This is a genomic window from Pinirhizobacter sp., assembly GCF_036499745.1.
Classification (GTDB): domain Bacteria; phylum Pseudomonadota; class Gammaproteobacteria; order Xanthomonadales; family Rhodanobacteraceae; genus Pinirhizobacter.
This window is the reverse complement of sequence record NZ_DASYDG010000047.1, coordinates 22560-44871: the sequence shown is the minus strand read 5'-3', so window position 1 is coordinate 44871 and position 22312 is coordinate 22560. Positions and strand designations below refer to the sequence as shown.

General features: G+C 62.6%; 11 protein-coding genes. 7 read left to right on the top strand and 4 right to left on the bottom strand.

What is annotated here, in order from left to right; genetic code table 11:
- The 4 genes from VGM61_RS16250 to VGM61_RS16235 form a co-directional block, all read left to right on the top strand.
- Positions 1-519: DUF2339 domain-containing protein (locus tag VGM61_RS16250; protein WP_331523923.1), on the top strand; the 519-nt coding region annotated here is incomplete at its 5' end.
- The gene (locus tag VGM61_RS16245) at positions 509-1897 is read left to right on the top strand and encodes a DUF3999 family protein (protein ID WP_331523922.1); all 1389 of its coding nucleotides are present in this window, start codon (positions 509-511) and stop codon (positions 1895-1897) included. The genes VGM61_RS16250 and VGM61_RS16245, both read left to right, overlap by 11 nt.
- Before the next feature lie 73 nt (positions 1898-1970).
- Positions 1971-3305, top strand: coding sequence for a replication-associated recombination protein A (locus tag VGM61_RS16240; RefSeq protein WP_331523921.1), 1335 nt, complete (start codon positions 1971-1973; stop codon positions 3303-3305).
- Positions 3306-3371: 66 nt separating this feature from the next.
- Positions 3372-6812: a glycoside hydrolase family 125 protein gene (locus tag VGM61_RS16235; protein WP_331523920.1), complete on the top strand. Its 3441-nt coding sequence runs from the start codon at positions 3372-3374 to the stop codon at positions 6810-6812.
- On the opposite strand, the gene VGM61_RS16230 is transcribed toward VGM61_RS16235, so the two are convergent.
- From VGM61_RS16230 to VGM61_RS16220, 3 genes are read right to left on the bottom strand one after another with little or no spacing between them, the layout of a single operon-like run.
- Complete coding sequence (locus tag VGM61_RS16230) at positions 6805-8001, bottom strand: SGNH/GDSL hydrolase family protein (RefSeq protein ID WP_331523919.1); 1197 nt, start codon at positions 7999-8001, stop codon at positions 6805-6807. The two genes, VGM61_RS16235 and VGM61_RS16230, sit on opposite strands and share 8 nt — an antisense overlap.
- The gene (locus tag VGM61_RS16225; RefSeq protein WP_331523918.1) at positions 7998-10397 is read right to left on the bottom strand and encodes a glycosyl hydrolase family 95 catalytic domain-containing protein; all 2400 of its coding nucleotides are present in this window, start codon (positions 10395-10397) and stop codon (positions 7998-8000) included. The genes VGM61_RS16230 and VGM61_RS16225 overlap by 4 nt, the downstream gene beginning before the upstream one ends.
- Position 10398: 1 nt before the next feature.
- On the bottom strand, positions 10399-12609 hold the full coding sequence (locus VGM61_RS16220) for an alpha-galactosidase D (protein WP_331523916.1): 2211 nt from the start codon (positions 12607-12609) through the stop codon (positions 10399-10401).
- A 352-nt stretch (positions 12610-12961) separates the two neighbouring features.
- Between VGM61_RS16220 and VGM61_RS16215 the strand changes: the two genes are divergently transcribed.
- The 3 genes from VGM61_RS16215 to VGM61_RS16205 are packed head-to-tail and all read left to right on the top strand — an operon-like array spanning position 12962 to position 18948.
- The gene (locus VGM61_RS16215; protein ID WP_331523915.1) at positions 12962-15847 is read left to right on the top strand and encodes a TonB-dependent receptor; all 2886 of its coding nucleotides are present in this window, start codon (positions 12962-12964) and stop codon (positions 15845-15847) included.
- 25 nt (positions 15848-15872) lie between these two features.
- Entirely contained in the window at positions 15873-17726 is a 1854-nt protein-coding gene (locus VGM61_RS16210; protein ID WP_331523914.1) for a glycoside hydrolase family 35 protein, read from the top strand.
- Positions 17727-17742: 16 nt separating this feature from the next.
- On the top strand, positions 17743-18948 hold the full coding sequence (locus VGM61_RS16205) for a glycoside hydrolase family 27 protein (RefSeq protein ID WP_331523912.1): 1206 nt from the start codon (positions 17743-17745) through the stop codon (positions 18946-18948).
- Positions 18949-19020: 72 nt separating this feature from the next.
- Here VGM61_RS16205 and VGM61_RS16200 read toward each other — a convergent pair whose 3' ends face one another.
- A complete protein-coding gene (locus VGM61_RS16200; RefSeq protein WP_331523911.1) occupies positions 19021-22281 on the bottom strand; it encodes a protease pro-enzyme activation domain-containing protein in 3261 nt (1086 codons plus the stop codon).
- Between the last annotated feature and the right edge of the window lie 31 nt (positions 22282-22312).

Below are 22312 nucleotides of genomic sequence, written 5' to 3'. Positions count from 1 at the left end.
GAAGGTTCCGCCGCGCCGCTCAGCTTCGTGCCGCTTGTGAACCCGGTGGAATTGCTGATGCTGGCGATCCTGGCGGCGGCGTTCGGCTGGTTCGCCTCGCCGCAAGTGGCGCCCTCGACACAGCGCCTGCGTCCATTGTTAATGGGCATGGCACTGATGGCCTTCGCCACCAGCGCGACCCTGCGCGCCGTGCATCACCTGGGCAGTGTGCCGTGGGACGGCAGCCTTGCCGAATCGTCCGTCGCTCAGATGTCGTTGACGGTGACATGGAGCGTGCTGGGTGTGCTGGCCTGGATCGCCGGTTCCCGGCGCGGCCAGCGCGGCCTGTGGCTGGCCGGCGCCGTCACGATGGGCGTGGTGCTGGCCAAGCTGCTGCTGGTGGATCGCTCGCACCTGGGGAATCTGTTCGGGATTGCTTCGTTCATTGCCTATGGCCTGCTGTGCACGGCCATCGGTTACTTCGCGCCGGCGCCTCCGCGCCGCGCAGCCGCCACGCCGGAGCCCGCCGATGCGCCTTGACCTTCGCCTGCTCGCTTGCGCTTTATTCCTTGCCCCCAGCGTGGCTGCCACCAGCCCCACCACGGATTACGCCACGGCGTTTCCGCTGGACACGCATGGAACGGGAGACGCCTTCCGTATCGAAGCCACGCCGGTGCTATACGCCCATGGCAAGCCCGATGCTTACCTGCGCGACATGGTGGTGGTGAATTCGCTTGGCGTGGAAGTGCCCCTGGCACCATTGGCCCCGGCACCGGCGGTGGCACATCCGTACCAACTGCACACACGGCTGCTTCCGGTGCCCGGCGAGGCCAGCGAGCGCGATGGCACCGGCCACATCCGCCGCAGCAGCGACGGCAGCGTGCAGATCGACCTGGGTGCGGGCGAACTCGCCGCGAAACCGCCGCGACACTGGATCATCGATGCACGCCGGGCCATTTCGGCTGAGCGCCTCACCATCGACAAGGTCAATGGTACCGACGTGCAGCTGGAGCTGGCGGTCGATGCCAGCAACGATCTGCAGCACTGGGACGAGCGTGTGTCCGATGTCACCGTTACCAGCATCGCGCGTGGTGATGACGCCGTGGACAACCGCATCATTGGCCTGTCGGGCGATCCAGCACGCTATTACCGCTTGCGCGTGGTGGGCGGCGACGTACCGTGGGATGTTGAACATACGCCGGGTGTGACGGTGGAAGGCAGCTTCATCGACGCTGGCGACCAGCGCATGGCGGCTTTCCAGTGGGTAGAAGTCAACGGCAAGGCCGATGACAACCATGGTTTCGTCTATGAACTGCCGGCCACGCTTCCGGTGGGCGCAGTGCAGGTGAAGCTGGCCGAAGCCAATGGCGCGGCACGCGTGCAGTTGAGTTCGCGCGGGGTCACCGATGCCTGGACGCCGCTGGGCGATGTCACCGCAACGACGGTGGGAGGGCAGGGCGACGGTGCCACGATTGCCACCACGGCCGGCAAATCCCTGCCCAACACCTTGCGCATCGACGATACCCGCCTGCATGCGCTTCGACTTACCTCGATACCGGCGTTGCAGCAGCCCCCGACGCTGCGAGTGGCCTTCACCCCGGATCGCTTTGCCTTCCTGGCCCAGGGTCCCGGCCCGTACCGCGTGCTGGTGGGCAGCTACGCTGCACGTCGCGGTGACTCCCCGGTGGATGCCGCGCTGGACAAACTACGCCTGGACAAGGGGCCGGACTGGCAGCCGCCGCTCGCCACCCTGGGCATACCCGCGGTCGCCGCGGGCGAAGCCGCACTGCAACCGGCCAAGGTGCCGTTCGACTGGACCAAGCCGCTGCTCTGGGGTGTGCTGGTGCTTGGTGCGTTGCTGGTGATCGGCATGGCAGTAAGCCTGCTTCGGTCGGCCAAGGGTGAAGATAAAGCTTGATCCCTGGCGAGGCCTTGAGCCCGCGATGACACTACAGGGGCGATAATGCCCCTTTCGTGCCAGCGGACCCACCATGCCCAGCCCGTTCCAGACCCCGGGATTGTTCGCCGAGCCTGAGGCCCTGAAGCCCCTGGCCGAGCGCATGCGCCCGGCCAGCCTGGACGAAATCGTCGGCCAGCCGCGCCTGATCGATCCCTCATCGCCTCTGCGCCGGGCGCTGGAGGCGGGCAAGGTGCATTCGATGATCCTCTGGGGCCCACCTGGGTGCGGCAAGACCACCCTGGCCCTGCTGGTGGCGCGCTATGCCGATGCTGACTTCCGCGCGATCTCAGCGGTGATGTCGGGCCTGCCGGACGTGCGCAAGGAACTGGCGCAAGCGGAAGTGAATTTCTCGCAAGGGCGGCGCACGGTGCTGTTCGTGGACGAGGTGCATCGCTTCAACAAGGCGCAGCAGGACGCCTTCCTGCCGTACATCGAAAAGGGCGTGATCATTTTCGTCGGTGCCACCACCGAGAACCCTTCCTTTGAACTGAATTCAGCGCTGCTTTCGCGTTGCCGCGTGCATGTGCTCGATGCGGTGACCCCCGACGCCATCGTGGTGACCCTCAAGCGCGCCCTGGCCGACGAAGTCCGTGGCCTGGGCGGGTTGGGGCTCACCGTGGATGATGACGCGCTGCAGCTGATAGCGCAGGCGGCCGATGGTGATGTTCGCCGCGCGCTGACACAGCTCGAGATCGCAGCCGAACTTGCCGCCGGCGGCCGCATCGATGAAACCACGCTTACCCAGGTGCTGGCCGACCGCACGCGCCGCTTCGACAAAAGTGGCGAGCAGTTCTATGACCAGATCTCCGCCCTGCATAAATCCGTGCGTTCGTCCGATCCGGACGCCGCGGTGTATTGGCTAACGCGCATGCTCGATGGCGGTTGCGATCCGATGTACCTGGCCCGGCGCATGACGCGCATGGCGGTGGAAGACATTGGCCTTGCCGAACCGCGCGCATGGCGCATGGCGCTGGACGCCTGGGATACCTACGAGCGCCTGGGCAGTCCCGAGGGCGAGCTGGGCCTGGCGCAGCTGGCGATCTGGCTGGCTATCGCACCCAAGAGCAACGCGGCGTACAAGGCGTTCAACCTCGCCCGCGCCACCGTGCAGAAAATGGGCACCCTGGAAGTACCCATGCACCTTCGCAACGCACCGACCAAGTTGATGAAGGGCCTGGGTTACGGCACCGGTTACCAATACGACCACGACGTGGAGGGAGGCGTGGCGCTTGACCAGCAGTGCCTGCCCGATGCCATCGCCGACATGGTGTTCTACGAGCCTGTGGAGCGGGGGATGGAAGCGAAAGTTGCCGAGAAGCTTGCAGCTTTGAGGAAGGCTCGTCGCGCCGCCCGGGATGGGGAATAATCCAGGGTCGACCTTGAAGTGGTGGGGATGCGAATGGCGGGTGACCTGGAATCGACTTCACATGGCTTGATCTGGCCAACGCGCCTGCACCGTATGGCGTTGATGGCGATGGTGGTGTCGGCGTGGATGGCGATCACACCTGCTCCTGCTACACCCGCACTCGCTGCACCGGATGCAAGCTCCACCTTCCGCGTGGGCAACACCAGCACCTCACTTACCATCGAAGCCACTCCATCGGCGCCACGCGTGATCGCCGTGGCCGATGCGCGTGGCTCCACGTGGCCGTCCAATGGCAATGTGCCGTTGGTAGACCACGCAACGATTGGCGGCAAGCCGATGCCCCTGCATTGGCAGCTCGATGCCAGGGCGACGAAGCAGGCATCCGATGCATTGACCCTGGTCTACTTTTCGTCCAGGCCATCGCTGCGCCTGTCCTGGGAATGGCACGCGCGCGCAGGGCAGGGTCCGATCGAGCACACCATCCGCATCAAAAACCTCGGCAAGCAGAACGTGGTGCTGCCATTGCAGGACAGCCTGCACCTGTCGCTCAATGTATGGCCGGGACAGGCGCTGGAGCACGATTTCATCGACAAGGGCGCCGGCAAGGCACCGCCGGTGGGTACCCATGTGGTACCGATGCCCGATGGCTACCAGTGGATCGGAGAATCCAGCCCGTTCGCCCATCCTGCGGACAACGAGCTGCGTGAGATCATTCCCTGGTCGATGATCCGGGGCGCCGGCGATGCACCCAGCGACGGCATTTACCTCGGCGTGGAATTCAGCGGACGGGTGGCAGTGCGCGTATCGCGCCAGCGTGATGCCATTGAAGTCACCGCCGGCCTGAATCCCCAGCCAGGCCCCTTCCAGACCACCGTTCGCCCGGGTGGCACATTCACCACGCCCACGGTGTTCCTTGGTACCGCCCATGGCACGCTGGACGATGCAGGCAACCTGCAGCGTCGCTGGGTGCGCGACGTGCTCAACGACCCCATGGTAGTGAACGACCCCAAGTACCCGTTGTTGACCAACAACAGTTGGGGCAGCGGGATGAAGATCGATGCGGCCCAGGCCCGCCGCATGATCGACGACTCCGCGGAGCTCGGCTTTGAGATGTTCCATCTCGACGCCGGCTGGTTCCAGGGCGTGGGCGACTGGATTCCCGACCCGAAGAAATTTCCCGATGGCCTTGCCACGGTGGCCGACTACGCCCACGCGAAGGGCCTGAAGTTCGGCCTGTGGGTCGATTGGGCCCAGGCCGGCACCAGCACGCGGCGAGGCGCCATGAGCATCGCCAACCCCGCCACCCGCGACTGGCTTACCACCGATCCGCCGAAGGGCTGGAAACCGGCCGAGTTCAAGGGCGTCACCATCGACATCGGCGTGCCTGCAGCGAAAGCCTGGGTGGCGGCCGAAGCCGACCGGCTGGTGCGCGACTATCACCTGGACATGCTCGAACACGATGGCTCGGTGATTGCCCAGGGCTGCGACCGCACCGACCATCCGCATGCCATCTGCGATGCGAAGAACACCCATCGCTACGTGGACCAGGAATTCTTCTGGCTCGATGGTCCGAATTCCACCGACGTGAGCTACCACGCGGCGATGGCGTACTACGACATCTACCGCAAGCTGAAGAAAGACCACCCGGGGTTGCTGCTGGAGATCTGCAACGACGGCGGCCGCACGGTCGACTTCGGCAGCGCGGCGGTAGGGGATTATTTCTCCATCGTCGATACCTACGATCCAGTGTCGAACCGCCAGGCCTTTTTCGATGCCAGCCATCTGCTGCCGCCGGCGATGCTTGAGGCGTATGTCATGGAGGTACCAACTCCGCGCCTGGAGAATTTCCGCTACATGCTGCGCAGCGGGATGATGGGCTGGTTCACGCTGATGATGGACAGCACCAAGTGGACGCGCGAGCAGCATGACGTGGCGGCGACGGAACTTGCCACGTACAAAGCGAAGCTGCGTCCGCTGATCCGCCGGGCGGATCTTTTCCATGTAGGCCAGCGCGCTGACGGCATTCATTTCGACGGCATCGAGTATTTTGACAAGGCAACCGGGCAGGGCGTGCTGTTTGCTTTCCATGGCAGCGACGCTTCCTCCAGATCGCATGCCTTCGTGTTGAAGGGCCTGGAGCCTACGCGCGACTACCGCCTGCATTTCAACGACGGCAGTTCGCCAGACACGACGGTACGCGGCGACGCGCTGATGCGTGATGGCATAACGGTAAAGCTGCCTGCGCCCAACTCGTCGGAACTGGTATTCATCACCGCGGGTCCGGCCAATGCGCTGGTGACCCAGCCCGACGTAGTGGTGGCTGCCGCGCGCGGCTTCACCGACCCCAACCCGGCACTGGTGGCGATGATGCGCTCGGCGCTACTCAATACCGGCACGCAGATCGCGGCCACGGCCGACGGCACGGCCTATGTGCGCACGGGTGACATCCCCGCCGAGTGGTTGCGTGATTCTTCCGTACAGGTGGAGGCTACCTATCTTGGTTTTGCGCACGATGCACAGGTACAGGCACTGATCAAGGCAGTGGTGCAGCGCCAGGCCAAATACCTGCTGATCGACCCCTACGCCAATGCCTTCCGCGAGGATTATTCGATCTGGGAGCGGAAATTCGAACTGGACTCCCTGTGCTATCCCGTGCTGCTGGCGTGGAAGTACTACAAGGTCACCGGCGATGCTTCGATCTTTACCCGCGAAGTGCGCCAGGCGTTCCGCCGCGTGCTGGACACGATGGAAATCGAACAGAACCACGCCGCACGCAGCAAGTACGTGTTCACGTCGAAGACGGAACAATCAGGCCGCAACCCGGTGGCGCGGACGGGCATGATCTGGACGGGCTTCCGCCCTTCGGATGATCTTTCCACCTACAACTACCTGATCCCCGCCGAGATGATGGCGGTTCAGGCGCTGGGCGCGATGGCGGAAGCGGCGGACGTGATGCACGACGCATCGATGGGCAGGCGCGCGGCCAAACTGCGCAACGAGGTACACGAGGGCATCCAGAAGTACGGCATCGTCAAAGGGCCCGATGGCAAGCAGATCTACGCGTACGAGGTGGATGGCCTGGGCCACGCGCTGCTGATGGACGATGCCAACATTCCCAACCTGTTATCTGCGCCGTACTTCGGCTATGTGGGCGTTGACGATCCGATCTACCAGGCCACCCGCAGCTTTGTGCTGTCGCCTGCCAATCCGTATTACTACAGCGGCACGTTTGCCGCTGGCCTGGGCAGTCCCCATACACCGAAGGGCATGGTGTGGCCATTGGGCTTGCTGGCTGACGGCTTCACCACCAACGATCCCGCGCGGCAACAAGCCGTGCTACGGATGTTGCTGGCCAGCGACCCGGGCGATCATCGCCTGCATGAGTCCTTCAACCCGTCCAACCCAAAGATTCTCACCAGGGAGGATTTCGGCTGGCCCAATGCCTTCTTCACCGAATACATGGGCAAGTTGCGCGGCGCACCCGACCATCCAAAGCCCGCTAATTAAGCAGTAACCGGAGGTCGACTGCGTCCGCCATCGCCTGCATCCCCGCCGCATTCGGGTGCAGGTGGTCGCCTGAGTCGTAGCTTGGGCGTAGCGCCTGGTGATCGGAGGGATCACGCACCGCCTGCTCGAAGTCGACGACGCCATCGAAGGCGCCGCTGTGGCGTATCCATCGGTTGCAGGCCTGGCGGATCGCCTCGCGGGCGGGTGCGTAGTATCCCGCTCCCTTGTCCGGCAACAGGGTGCCGCCGATGATGCGAACGCCGGCACCGTGGGCCTTGGCGATCAGTTGCCGGTAACCGTCGATCATCGCTTGCGCGGTCAATGGCCTGTTGTCGGGTCCGGCATCGTTGCCGATGTCGTTGATGCCCTCCATCAGGATCACGGTGCGTACGCCGGCTTGGTCCAGTGCGTCATGACGGAATCGTTTGATGGCGCTGATGCCTTGCCAGAGGTTCGGCACATCGGAGAGTACGCGGTTGCCTCCAATGCCGGCGTCGACCACACCCATGGGATGGTGGTCGGTGGCGAGCCTGCGGGCCAGGGCGTCGGGCCAGCGCGCGTAGGCACTGGTGGGTGTGTTGTAGCCGTCGGTGATCGAATCACCAAAGGCCACCACGGTGCCGTGGGCAGCCGTGCTCACGTCCAGGCCGGACAGGTAATACCACGACGTGGTCGACTTGCCATAACCGGCCCCGTCGATGTCGTCCGCGTGATCGGACTCGGCCACGTAGGTCGTATCGAAGGCATCGGAATGCCAGGTCGACGCTTCCGTGGCCCGCGGCAGGTACAGGGAGACCAGCAGGTTTCCATCCGCTTCGACGCTCACCGGAATCGGATCACTAACCACTTCCCCACCGGCGGGAATAGTGAAAGTCGAGGCCTGGGCAACGGTTACCGCATGCCGCGAATCCGCCACCGCAGCCGCGCCATGGGCTTGCGTTGCAATGCTCACCTTGCCCACAAGCAACGGTGTGCTGCTGCGCAGATTCGACAGATGCAACCGCAACGACGTGCCGCCAATACTTGCATGCACCACCATGCGCAGCGTCTGGTCATGAAAGGCCGGGCCGCCCGCACTCATGCTTGGCGACCACGCGGCCACGTATCGACCGTTGGTGTCTTGCGCCGTTGCCGGCACGATACTGGCCGTCGCCATCAACAAACCGAACGCCCATCGCTTGAGTGTCATGGCAGCTCCGGTATCACAGTGATCGACTCGCCCGTACGCAGTGAAATCATCTTCGACCATTCCCCATGTTTCAGTGTGGTTCGCGTGCCCCCGACGCTGTGCACGGTAGCCTTGCTAACCCTGCCGTCACGCCAGGCAAGGTCCACCCGGAAGCCACCACGTGCGCCGATCCCCGTGACGCTGCCGGCGGCTGCCCATGCCGTGGGCAAGGCTGGTAACAACTCGATCAGGCCAGGGCGTGAATACAGCAGCATTTCCAGCATCGCCGTGGGCGTGCCGAAATTCGCATCGATCTGGAACGCATCGGTATCCTCGGTCAGCTTGTAGAAATCGAAGAAGTTCTGCGCTGTGCCGTTGCCGTGGTTCCGCGACGGGGCCAGGTTGGTCAGCAACAGCCGGTAGGCGTTGTCGGCGTTCTTCAGCCGTGCCCAGCAGATGGCACGCCAGGCGCACCCCCAGCCGTAACCGGTCATGCCTCGTGCCTTCAGCAGTTTGGTCACGCCGTCGATCAATGCCGGTGGGCTGCTGGCCAGTTGAATGCGGTCGCCGGGGAAGAATCCGATCAACGGCGAAAGATGGCGGTGCGTGGTTTCACCCAGGTTATCCGGCGACATCCACTCTTCCAGCCACCCGCTCTTGTCGCTCACCCGCGGCAGGTAGAGCCGTGCCTGCATCTGGCCGATCTTCGCGGCATAGTCGGCATCGCGGCGGAGCAGGGTGCTTGCCTGTCGGTAATTCCCGAACAGGTCCCAGATGAGTTCCTGCGCATAGGTATTGCCCTTGGTATTCTTCGGGCCTTGCTCCGGCGACCAGTCGGCATCGTCGACCAACACTTCAGACTTAAGCCCCGTAGAGGGGTCGGTCACGCTGATGGTGAGCAGCCGCGCTTCCCAGAACTCGCACGCACCCTTGAGCAGGGGATAGATGCGCGTCAGGTAATCGTGATCCGGTACGTACTGATAATGCTGCCACAAGCTGTTGCACAACCATGCGTTGCTCGCCGGATGCCACCACCAGCCGTTGCCGCCGTAGATATTGGTGGAGAATGCCACCGTCCAGCCGGCAAGCTTGCCCGAGCTATTGCGAAACCCGTTGCTGGGGTCGTTGAAGAATTGTCGCGTGATCGCCGTCCAGGAATCGACCTGCGCCAGGCAATAGTTCGCCAGGGCATCGAAGCATGAGGATAGTCCGGCCCGGTCTGGCAGCCAGTAATTCATTTGTATGTTGATATCGCTGTGATAGTCGCCCATCCACGGCGGCGCGTTATCGCCCAGCCATAATCCCTGCAGGCCGGTAGGCAGTTTGTCGCGCGAGCCGGCGATGGTGAGGTAACGACCGAATTGCAGGTAGCTTGCCTCGAGCTCAGGATCGACCCTGGCGTCGGCTTCGGCGCGCGCCTGCAGGCGCTTCCAGGTGTCCATGGCGCGCTGCTGTTCGCTCGACGCACCCAGGTCCATGCTCATGGTGTCGAACAAGCTTCGATAATCCGCGATGTGGGTGTGCAACAGCACCGGTGCCGAAGCCTTGCCGGCCGCTTCGATTTTCTGCTGAGCCCGAATAGATGGATCCAGCGCCGGGTCCCGGTATCCGGCGGCCACGTCCGGGGCGTAGTTGGTGCCGCCGCAGAAGATCACGGTCAGGCTTTCGCAATCGTCGAAGCGTAGCGTCGAGCCGTGGGTGTTCACTGTGCCTGACGAGGCGATGGCTTTGACGTGCGCCGCGTACTTCAGGCCGTTTGGCAGACCATCTTCGAAATGAAGGTAGGCCGTATCGCCATGGGTGGTCTCAGAGTGCGCGCCTTGCAGTTCAATGCTTCCGCTATGGCTACTTCCACCGCTTTGCGACAGATGCATAACGATCACATCGTCCGGATGGCTGGCAAAGATTTCGCGCAGGTAGGTGACGCCTCCCTTGCGATAGGAAACGCGCATATAGCCCTGGGCGAGGTCGAGTTCGCGCCGGTAGTCCGCGACGTTCGCAAGCTCATGACCTTCGACGGCAACGTACAGCTTCGCCAGCATCACCAGGCTGCCGAAATCCGACGTGGTGTAGCCGAACTGACCCTCAGCATCCAGCGCGGCATTGCGGCCGCCCAGCCACATCGAGCCGTCGGTAAGGTAAAGAAAATCGCGAGCGGGATCGCCGCCCACCAACGCGCCCAGGCGGCCATTGCCGATGGGCAGGCCTTCGCGGAGCACGTTCGACTCCGCCGCAGGCGTGTTGTACCAAAGTTTGAGCTTGTCACCCGCGGTGGCCGGAAGCGTGCCGGCGGGGCGTCGCACGGGCCCGGGCGCCGCGAAGGTGGATAAACCCAGTAACGGCAGCAATGCCGCGGTGGCGCCCGCCGCCTTGAGGAACTGGCGACGGGCATTCAGGTCAGCACTTCGATGGGTCATTTCAGAACGATGGCCGTCCGCAGGTTTGGGTCGTGTTGTCCCATGGCCATGGCGAATCGACCAACGGCGCCACCACGATACGATCAAGGTCCGGAGCATAGCCGCTGGCGTTGCCAAACTCGATGGTGTTCACTCCTGCCTTCAGCGCAACCTTGATCACCGCAGGCACCGGATCATCGAACGTGCTTCCGTTCAAATCGAGCGAACGCGGCGACCGGCCGTTGACGGTCATCACCAGGGTGCGCACGCCGCTGGTTTCGTAATCGATTTCCAGTTGATACACACCTGCCGTCGGCACGGTGACGTTGCCGAAGGTCACGGTGTTCGCAGCGCCGCCGCCGATATTGCCCGCCTTGGAAAGGCCCGAGGCATAGTTGCTGAAGCCTGCCGTTACTGTACCGTTTAAGGTCGCCGCTTCCGCCTCGTAGGTCGTGGTGGTCGGCAGGGGTGTATCGCCGTTGCCGCTGATGACGATGCGATCCAGATCCGGCGGATAACTCGTGGGGTTGCCGAATTGAATGGCATTGAAGCCCGCCTTCAGGCACACCGGCACCGTGCTTGCCGAAGGCAGCTGGAAGCTTGCGCCGCCGGAATTGAAGGTCTGGAATGAACCGTCGCCGACCTTGTACAAATAGGAACGCAATCCCAACACCAGCGAGTTGACCTGCATCTGGTATACGCCGGTACGGCGCACATAGACGTTGTTGAAGGTCACGGTATTGCCGGCGCCTAGCCCCAACCCACCCACCTTATTACCACCCGAACAGCCGATGCAGCTGTAAGTGGCAGCGCTACCGGCGAGCGTTGCGGCTTCGGCTTCGTAACTGGCCGTAGGCACCGGCGGCGCATGACCGACGGTTGGCCAGACCTTCAACAGCTGCACGCCATGGCCTTCCAGGCGCGTTGTGTACTCGCCTACCGATCGGCCCAGTTCCTGATGGGTCCACAGATTACGCATCTGCCGCGCACCCACCAGCCCGAGCTCGCGCCATGGCACGCTGGCCATCGTCGGCGTCGCATTCATGTTGAACAAGGCCACGACATAACTACCGTCGCCCAGGTCGGTCAGCCACACCTGCTGGTCGCCGCCGACGACCTGCCTGGCAGGCTTGCCGGACTGATCCACGGCAAGCACTTCGTCGTTGGTTGCCAGTTGCTTGCCGAAGGCATCGATCTTGGTCAGGTCGCCACCCAGGTACAGCGGTGCATTGGCAATCGACCATAGTGTCATCGCCGAACGTTTCTCGTCGTTCGTCAGGCCATCGAGGGCGCCATCGCCGATATCGAGCGAATCCAGGTCGTTCCAGCCCAGCTTCACACCCGTCGCTTCCTGCCAGGCTGGCAGGTCCCGGAAGCGTTTGTAGATACGCGCCCAGTCGGTGAGGGTGGCGCAACGGCCTTCGCACTCCACATCGTCGTCGATACGGCGTGCATTGGAGAATTGCTGCCAGGTGGCGAGATAGTCCTGGTCCACTGCCCAGGAAACCGTGAGCCAGATCGGCCGCCCGCTTTTAGCGATGGCCTTGGACCATGCCTGCACATCAGCCAGGTTGTTGATGCTCAGGTCGTCGCTATAGGAGCCCGGCGTGACGCCATCGAGTTTGATGAAATCCACGCCCCAGGAGGCGAACAGCGCCACCACCGAATCCATGTATTCCTGTGCACCGGGCTTGGAGAAGTCGATCTTGTAGTGATAGGGCGATGTCGTCCCCGGTGTGCCAAAGGCGTTACCCGCCGTATACGGCACCGCCAGGATGTCCTGGATGTGATACGGCGTGCCCAGGATCGGCGAGTTGGCAAGTACAGCCGGCTCCTCGACACCGGGAATCCAGTAGATCCCCGCCTTCTGGCCGTTGTGATGAATGTGGTCGATCAGGGCCTTGATGTCGGGGAATTTCACCGTATCGGGAATAGGGCGGCCATTGGTGTCGAAACTGCCCTGCCAGCCGGAATCCATGTTGATGTAGTTGAAGCCGTGGGCTCCAAGGCCCGACGACACCATGGCGTCGGACTGCCTGATGACATTGGCCTGGGTGAAGAAGGCATTGTCGATCGTCTGCTGGCTGAAGGTGCTCCAGCCCAGATAGGGCTTTTGCGCCACGCCGTTGACTTGCGCACCGGCGACCGAGGCCACGGCCAGTAGTCCGCAGGCCACCGCGCAGCGCGGCAGCAACGGCGACATGGCCCGTTTCAATGAGAGCGAAAGGTTCACGAGAGTCATCCCTTGAAAGACATGCAACGCACGCGATGGACGCCCATCGGAACGCACTTGCGTTGCGATGACGTAGTATTGTAATACAATAAAAAAGTAGGCCGCAGGACTTCCGCTGTCAACGGTTTCTGAAGTTACCAATCGAGGTAGTCAGCCCGAACATCGTCCACGGCTCTCACGAAATGCTGCACTGCAACTTGCCGCTGCACGAATACTACTATTATAAAATATGACAATTAGATCGCGTCACCCAGGTTGGTAACGGGGAGGACCGGGCACAGCGCAAACGCCATCAGGTCGTATGCCGTGTCCGGATTTGAGGGGTATTCCACAATAATTAGAAGGGCGTTCCATGAAGCGAACCAAGATGGCTCTCTCAGTGGGTCAAGCACTGGCGGCGATGGGGATCGCATGCCTGCTCGGCTATAGCGGGCAAGGGCACGCGCAGGCGACAGCAGACGCGCCAGCGGCCAGCTCTACAGCGCCGGTGCCGCCAAGTCCGGTCGACACTACAAAGAAACCGGACGACAAAAAAGTAACCGAGCTCAATACGGTGACGGTCACCGGTCAGCTTGCCGCGCTTCAACGCGCCCAGGCCATCAAGCGGGATTCCGTCAACGTCGTGGATTCCATTTCCGCGGAAGAAACAGGCAAATTCCCCGATCCGAACGTCGCCGACGCCCTGCAGCGCGTGCCCGGCGTATCGGTGAACCGCAGTGGTGGTGAGTCCAGCCAGATCGCCGTGCGCGGCTTCGGCCCGGAATTCGTCGCCGTCACGATCAACGGCCGGCAGATGGCCACGGCATCAGGTTCGCGCGCGTTCAACTTCGACGTGCTGCCTTCGGAAATCATCAACGTCGCCCAGGTCAACAAGACTTCATCGGCCAACATCCCCGAGGTCGATATCGGCGGCGTGGTGGACATCCAGACCGCGCGGCCCCTTGATTTCAGCGGTTTCCACGGCGCATGGAGCGCGGCCGGCGTGAACAGCAACCTGACCGGCGACTGGGCAGGCAAGACCACGCCCAAGGCATCGCTGCTGGGCGGCTGGACGAACGACGACCACACCTTTGGTGTTCTTGCCTCGGCGATGTACTACAAGCGCAAAGACACCCAGATCAACACCCAGGCCAACTCCTGGTACACCAACCAGAATATTTCGCAGCTGTCGGGACTGGCCAACCCCAACTACACGAACGTCGCCGTTCCCGAGACGCTCGCCAGCAATATCCTGGACGAGACGCGCACCCGCAAGGGCTTCAGCACGGCAGTGGACTGGCGGCCGACCGACAAGCTGACCTTCCAGCTTGATAGCCTGTATTCCAGCTACAAAGTGGACAAGCTGGAGCACGAGTTCGGCGAGTACGGCAACACGGGCGACATCCAGTCGCTCACCACCGATGGCAACGGCACCGTGACGCAGTTCGTGCGCAAGGGTGAAGGCCCCAACGTGATGGCGAATGACTATGTCGTGTCGTCAATTCCCAGCTACGAGAAAAGTTTCCAGAACGGCCTGAACGCGGCGTACCAGATCGACGACACCACCAAGCTCAGCGTGGATGTGTCCAACTCCAAAGCCTGGAACAAGGAAAGCCCCGACGGCTACTTCCTCGTGGTCGGTGCCAAGAACTTCGGCACCAATCCCACCTGGACCAACAACGGCAACAGCGAGCCGCCGTCCTATAGCAACATCCTGGCTCCGGACAACTTCAACAACCTCACGGCGCATTGCTGCAACGCCGGTGGCCAGACGAACGACGTCACCAACAACGTCAAGCAGTACAAGATCGACTTGACCAAGGCCTTCGACGGGCAGTTGCTTACCGAGCTCGACTTCGGCATCCAGAAGACCGATCAGTCAGTGAAGTCGGTAAGCCTGAGCACGCCCAACGGCATCCTCTGCAATGCTTATTGCGGCTACACGATTTCCGCTCCGGCAGACGCCATCGGCGCGTATCTCTACACACCGCCGTCGCCGATCCATGGCGTGTCCTCGCCGGGCGTGCCGGACCAGTGGATCCAGTACGACGGCCAGAAGTACCTGGCATGGCTGGCGACGCCCGCGGCGTACAACCAGCTGACGCCGGAGAAGAGGGCGGCACTGCTGGCAGGCCTGGCAGCAAACGGCGGAACCTTGGGGTCCGCAGTGAATCCCGGCAGCTTCAACAAGGTCTCGGAGAACCAGAAGGCGTTCTATGCCAGGGCCCTGTTCGGCGGCAACTTCGGTACGATGCCCTGGCAGCTGGACCTGGGCGTGCGCTACCTGAACATCACCTCCGAGAGCGTCGCGATCAACCAGCCGCCAGCGACCCTCACCATCGACCCGAACGACACCAGCAACGGCCAGGTGACCTACGGCCCGCTGGCGCCGCAGCAGGCCGATGGTGGCTACCACCGGTGGCTGCCCTCGATGAACTTCAAGCTGAATCTGCTTGACGACCTGATCTACCGCTTCTCGGTGTCCAAGACCCTGACCCCGCCGGAGCTGAGCAACCTGTACTACAGCAAGAGCTACGGCACGCGCCCGAACTCGCTGACCATTTCCCAGGGTAACCCGCAGCTGCAGCCGTATTCCTCGCGGAACTACGACATGGGTCTGGAGTGGTACGTGAACGACGCCAGCTACTTGGCGCTGGAAGGGTTCTACAAGAAGGTCAGCAACTTCAGCACCTTGATCAGCTCGCCGTTCCCGTTCCTGACCAACGCCAACACCGGGCAGCCGTTCATCTGGTCGCTGACGCAGCCGGTGAACCTGAATTCGTCCAACATCTACGGCGCAGAGTTCACCTTCAACTACCAGTTCAAGAATGTCCTGCCGGCGCCGTTCGACGGATTGGGAACGGCCGTGAACTACACCAAGGTGAAGAGCAGCACATCGCTTGGGCCCAGCGAAATCTCGGCGGGCGGCAAGTTTGCCGTGCCGGGCATCGGCGATTCGGCGAACGCGAGCGTGTACTACGAGAAGGGTCCGATACAGGTGCGACTGGCCTATAACTGGCGCGGAAAGTACCTGGAAAGCATCGCCTATGGCTCGGGTGCCAACCCCGCCACGCGCAGCGCCTACGGCCAGGTGGACCTGAGCGCGAGCTACCAGGTCAACAAGTTCCTGTCGGTATTCGCGTCGGGCACCAACCTGACCCACCAGCATCTGTACGACTACTCGGTTTACCGGAACCGGTTCCTGTATGCCGAGGCGGATGGCACCGTCTATACCGTGGGCGTGCGCGGAACCTTCTGACATCCACCTCACGCGGGAAGGCTCCATGAATCGATGCTGTAATGCTGTATTGGGGCTTTTGATCGGCGCGTTGCTTTCGGGCAACGCGCCGGCCGCTCCCGCACCAGCCCCCGCCGATGCGCACAAGCTCACCATCTCGCAAGGTGAGTTCCAGCTTGACGGCAAGCCGTTCCGGATCATCTCCGGCGAAATGCACTACACCCGTGTCCCACGCGAGTACTGGCGCGATCGCCTGAAGATGGCCCGGGCGATGGGCCTTAACACCATCACCACCTATGTGTTCTGGAACGCCCACGAAGCGACACCGGGACACTACGATTTCAGCGGCCAGAACGACGTCGCCGAATTCATTCGCGAAGCGCAACAGGAAGGCCTTTATGTGATCCTGCGTCCAGGCCCTTACGTTTGCGCGGAATGGGAATTCGGTGGCTTTCCCGCGTGGCTGCTGAAGGATCCAGGCATCACGATCCGCAGCACGGATCCGAAGTTCATGCAGCCGGTGCAGCACTGGATGCACCGCCTGGGCCAGGAACTGGCGCCGCTGCAGCTGGCCCGCGGCGGCAATATCATCGACGTGCAGGTGGAAAACGAATACGGCAGCTTCGGTAAAGACTCCGCCTACCTGGAGCAGATTCGCAAGGCCATCGTCGATGGCGGCTTCGACAAGTCGCTGCTGTCCACCTCGGACAGTGCCGAAACACCGGGGACGCTACCGGGCCTTCTCGAAGTGGTGAATTTCGGCGTTGGCCATGCGCGCGAGAAGTTCGCGAAGCTCCACACATGGCAGGCGACTGGCCCCTATATGGCCGGCGAATACTGGGTGGGTTGGTTCGACCACTGGGGCGCACCGCACCACGTGGCCGATGCAAAGAAGGTGGCCGATGAACTGGCCTGGATGCTGCAAAAGGGCTATTCGGTCAATTTCTACATGTTCCACGGCGGCACCTCGTTCGGCTGGATGAACGGTGCCAACTGGGACGACGACAGCTACCAGCCAGACGTCACCAGTTACGACTACGACAGCCCTCTGGATGAAAGCGGCCGACCCACGCCGAAATACCGCGCGCTTCGTGAGGTGATCGCCAAGGCCACGGGAGCGACCTTGCCTCCGGTGCCGGCCACGCCGGCGACCCAGGCCATCAGTGGAGTGAAGCTGGGTGAATCCGCCTCGCTGTGGGACAACTTGCCAACGCCTGTAGCCTCGCACGATCTCAAGACCATGGAGGCCTTCGACCAGGCCTACGGCGACATCCTTTATCGCAAGCACATCGACACCAACGCCACTGGCAAGATGAAGGTCGACGGACTGCACGACTATGCGCAGGTCTATGTCAACGGCAAGCGGATCGGCACGCTCGATCGGCGCCTGAAGCAGGACACCCTGGCGGTAAAGCTTGCCAAGGGCGACACGCTGGATGTGCTGGTGCAGAACGATGGGCGCATCAATTTTGGCGAGCATCTGCGCAATGAGCGCAAGGGCATCCTGGGGTCGGTAAGCGTGCAGGGGAAGGCGCTATCGGACTGGCAGATCTATTCGCTGCCGTTCAACAACACCGATGCGTTGCCTTACGCCCATGCACCATGCAAACACGCGCCGTGCTTCTATCGCGGCAGTTTCGATGCGCCGGTTTCCGGAAGCGCTTCGGCGGATACCTTCCTGGACACCAAGGGCCTGGGCAAGGGCTTTGTCTGGCTCAATGGCCGTCCACTAGGACGCACCTGGAGCATCGGCCCGCAGCGCACCCTCTATGTGCCGGGCGCATGGCTCAAACCAAGCGGCAATCAACTGGTGGTGCTGGACCTGCTCGTGGAAGGCCAGCCGGTGCTCAATATGTTGAAGCAACCCAACCTTGGAACGACGACCGTCAAGGTCCCTTAAAGATGGAGAATGGCTGATGATGAATCCCCGTGCCACATGGCTACGTACCGCCGCCTCGTTCGCCTTCGTATCCGTACTTTCGGCCGGCGTCGCTGCCACCGGCGCGGACAAGGCGAACGGTCCCTTGCCGCAGATGGGTTTCAATAACTGGAATTCCACGCATTGCCGCGACGAGTTCAACGAAGCCATGATCCGCGGCATCGCCGACAAGTTCATCAGCCTGGGCCTGAAAGATGCCGGCTACACCTATGTGAACGTGGACGATTGCTGGGCCAACTGGCAGCGCGACAAGGACGGTGCGTTGCAGCCCAATCCAAAGCGCTTTCCGAGCGGCATCAAGGCGCTGGCCGCTTACGTCCACGAGCGCGGTCTGAAGTTCGGCCTGTATTCAAGCGCCGGTACATCCACCTGTGAGCCCTTGCAGGAAAACCGTGGTTTTCCCGGTGGCCTGGGCCACGAGAAACAGGACGCAGCGACATTCGCATCCTGGGACGTGGATTACCTGAAATACGACAACTGCAACAACAATAAAGTCGATGCCCACAAGCGCTACCTGGACATGGCCAACGCTTTGCGCGCCACCCATCGGTCGATTTTCTTCAGCATGTGCGAGTGGGGCGAGAACAAGCCGTGGCTATGGGCGGGCAAGCCGCCGGTCTCGGCACAGTCCTGGCGTACCACCGGTGACATCACCGACACCTATGCCTCGATGCTGAAGATCTTCAAGCAGAACGTGGTGCTCGATAAGTATGCCTCGCTGGGTCACTGGAACGATCCGGACATGCTCGAAGTGGGCAATGGCGGCATGACGGATGTCGAGTACCAGAGCCACTTCAGCCTTTGGTCGATCATGGCCGCGCCGCTGCTGGTGGGCACGGACCTGCGCACGATCAAGCCCGACGCGCTGAAGATCCTGCTGAACAAGGAAGTGATCGCGGTGGACCAGGATCCGCTGGGTGTGCAGGGTAAGCAGGTGCGTGACGCCAAAGGCATCCATGTGATCGTGAAGCCGATGAAGGATGGCAGCCGCGCCGTGGCTGTGTTCAACGAAACCGATGCCGCGGTTGACGCTAGCGTGGCAGCCAGCGAGATTGGCTTGAAGGCGACTGCCAAGTACAAGGTGCGCGATCTTTGGCAGCACACGGACGCCAGCGGAGACGGCTCGATCAAGGTGAACCTGCCGGCACATGCGATTGCCATGTACCGCATCAGTCACGACTGACGTTCGAGTACTGACAACAAAAAGGGCGGACAGTGACCTGTCCGCCCTTTTTCTTTTGCGACATCCGTTCGATCAGTGCGTGCTTCCCAACACGACCTGTGTGTCCGGGCTCGTCGGCGCCGCCACCTTCACGACACCCTGCAGGCGATTCATCTGCACCGAATAGTCAGCCGGCACGGTATATGGATTGCCCGCGCCATCGGCCACGTGCTGGGAAATGAACGCGTTGCCGGTGCCTTGCCACAGGTAAGCGTCGCCTGCGGTGTTGGTCCAGAACATATCGGCCAGGCCGTCGCCGTCGAAATCCTCGATGGTGGCAAGGGCGTAGCCGGCCGGAGCATTCATGGTTTTCTGGCTTGCCACGGTGGTGCCGTCCATTACCCACCAGCGCAGCTTTCCGGTGGCGGCGTTGAGCCAGATCAGATCGGTCTTGCCGGAGCCGGCGATCTCGCCGGCGCCTTCCAGGCTGAAGCCCGCCGGGTAGGTGCCGCCGTCGGTCTTGGTGAAGCCGCCCTTGCCGTTGTTGACCCAGTAGTTGATGTCACGCTTGGGCCCGGTCCAGACGATATCCAGGATGCCATCGCCGTTAAGGTCGGCCAGGCGCGGGGTGAAGCCGGCGGGCGCATTGACCGTCTTGGCGACGGCCTTTTCGCAGTCGAGGCTGTCCAGACGGCCGAACTTGATACTGCCGCTGCAATCGATGGTCCAGAACGACAACTTGCCGGTGTTTGAGTTGAGCCAGACTTCCTGTGACTTGCCCGAGTCGTCCACTACACCCGCACCTACCAGGCTCCAGCCGTCCGCGTATGGGAAACGGAAATTGATCCAGCCGTAGCTATAGATGGCCAGGTTCATGGTGTTGTCGGTGGGGTTGTCGCTTTCCATCACCGTCTGTCCCGCCAGCACGCCGCTGAAGATATCGAAGGGAATAGCCTTGACCTGATCGCCCGGCTGCAGGCCATCGACTATCTGCCCCGCCCGTGACTGCGGCGCCCAGGTATCGCTGTCAAGCACGGTGCTGCCGTTCATTCGCACAAACGTGGTGTTGCCCGTGCCAGGGCCCACCAGCAGCAGTGTGCTCTTACCGTCCAGAATGGAGTTCAGGCCCACGCCGGGGTTGCCGCTGTCCTTGGAAAAGGCAACGTCCCAGGTCTGCGGGATGGTCTTGTTGCGTGCGAATTGCGCGGACACCGCGTTGGCGAGGTTCGTCACATTGACCGAGCCCAGGCCCGTCGCATAGTCGTAACCCTTGCCCGCCTTCCAGGCGGTGGCCAACGAAACCCGGCCGCCGTCGCTGACCACGCCATAGTGCTGGCCGGGCTTGACGTAGCAGTCGCCGGTACCGGCAAAACACGGCACATCGTTGTCACCGGTGGCCACGTCGTGGAACACGCAGCTGGTGTCGTTGGCCTTGCAGCCGGCTGCCGGGCTGGCGACAGTGCCGTACTGCCTGCGTGCCAGGCCGTAGAGCGTCGGGCCGACATTGCCCAGGCGACCGCTGCTGGCCTGGTTCACCAGTGCCTGCACACCCGCCATGGCCGGGGCGGCGAACGAGGTGCCACCGGCGCTGTTGTAGATCGAGTCGGTGGGATCAAGGTAATTGCAGGGCGTGCCGCCCTCGCTGGTGTCGGACATGCAGAAGATCAGCGCATGGCCGTAGATGCCATTGGCCGAGAACAGCGATACATCCGGCGTGGCGCGCGTGACATTCTGGTCCAGGCCGGCGATGCCCTGTTGCCAGGTGGGTTGCGACCAGTAGTAGCTCGGACCGCCGCTGCCGCCGGCGGTATTGAGGAATTGCGAACCATCATCGGAGTTGCAGGCCGTGTTCGGGTCGGCGTAGCCCAGGATGGCATCAAGCTGCCCACTGGCGCACGAGTCGTTCCAGGTCTGCTCGGGGATGTAGCTGAGCGCGCTGGCGCCCAACTCACCGTTGCCGGCCAGCCAGTACTTTTTGGTTTTCTTGTAGTCGTTGAAATCGGTACCGCCCACGGACACGTTATAAGGCGTGCTGCCCAGGCCGTTGACGGCGATGCCGAACGTGGCTGCCGCCTGGTTCTGGTCACAGGCCGCCGAGCCTGCGTCACCGGACGAGACAAATACCGTTACACCCTCCGCGGCGGCCGTCGCCCATAGCGAAGTGGCTTCGTCGATGTCACCCACCGCGGCGCTCACCAATTCGCACTCGCCATAGCTCAGGCTCAAAATTGGTGGCGGGGAATCCTGCTCCAGCAGGTTCTGGGCAGCCAGGAACGCGCCAAAGTCCGCACCGCTGTCCAGGCACGAAGCTAAAGTGACATTGGCATCGGGTGCTGCGGCGCCCGCCCATTCGGCGTCGAGCGCGGCTTCGCCTTCATCGCTATTGGTGCCCGGGTCCGCACAACTGGTGTCGCCGGCGAACCCCGCCGGATGCAGCTGGGTAAACACACCCTGGGCATCGGCAGGGAGGAACACCTGGCGGAACGTGGCGACATCGGCATCAAGCACGTTGGTCCGCTCGAGCACGGCCACTGTCTGGCCGGCGCCGCGCACGGGCGAGGCCTGGTTCCATAGCGGGCTTACGTTGTAGATCGTGGCGAAGTCCGCGGGCACCAGATCGAAGAAGGTCTCGCCCTGGAATACGAAGTTGAAATCCGACGACGGGCTCCCGGCGGCCACCCACTCACCCTTCTTGTTGCGCTTGACCGGCTGGACGTTCTTCACCTGCGGCTTGGGGAAGAAATCGGTGAGCGAGGCGACACCGCGGACCACCGGCGTCAGGGCGGTGGGGAGCTTCTGCTCCACTGCATTGGCGAAGTGGGTCTCGCCGTTGGCGCTGTAGCGGTGCATGGTGGTGCCGAAGGCGCGCTGCACCGAGCCCACGGAGCCTGAGAACCGGACGCGCATGCCATCGGCGGAAATATTCTTCACGCCAAGACCTTGCGAGCCCAGCCAGCTCTTCACCGCGGCGATGTCCTGCTTGTTCGGGCCGAACTGCTCGCCTACCTGTTTGGCCGTCAGCCACTTATGGAAGTTAGGCGAGGCCGGGTTGTTCAGCGAGGCGAGGTAGGCATCGAAGCGCTGCTGCTGGTCGGCGCTGCGCTTGAGCACCAGGGTCATCGACGGGATCACCGTCGTCGTTGCCATGGGGCCTGAGTCCATGCTTGTGCTCACCCTCAGGGGCACGCTGCCCGGCAGGATGGTCATCTTGTTCGTGTCGATGGACTTGGCGAGCAGCGGCGTGGTGTTGGTGCTGCCTGCCGTGTCGGGCAAGGCGTAGGCGTCGTGCGCCGCGCCTGCCGCCACCACAAGGACAGCGCCGGCCAGCCAGGGCCTGAACGTAGTTGCTGACATAGTACCCCCGAAGGAAAAGCCTTGATTAACC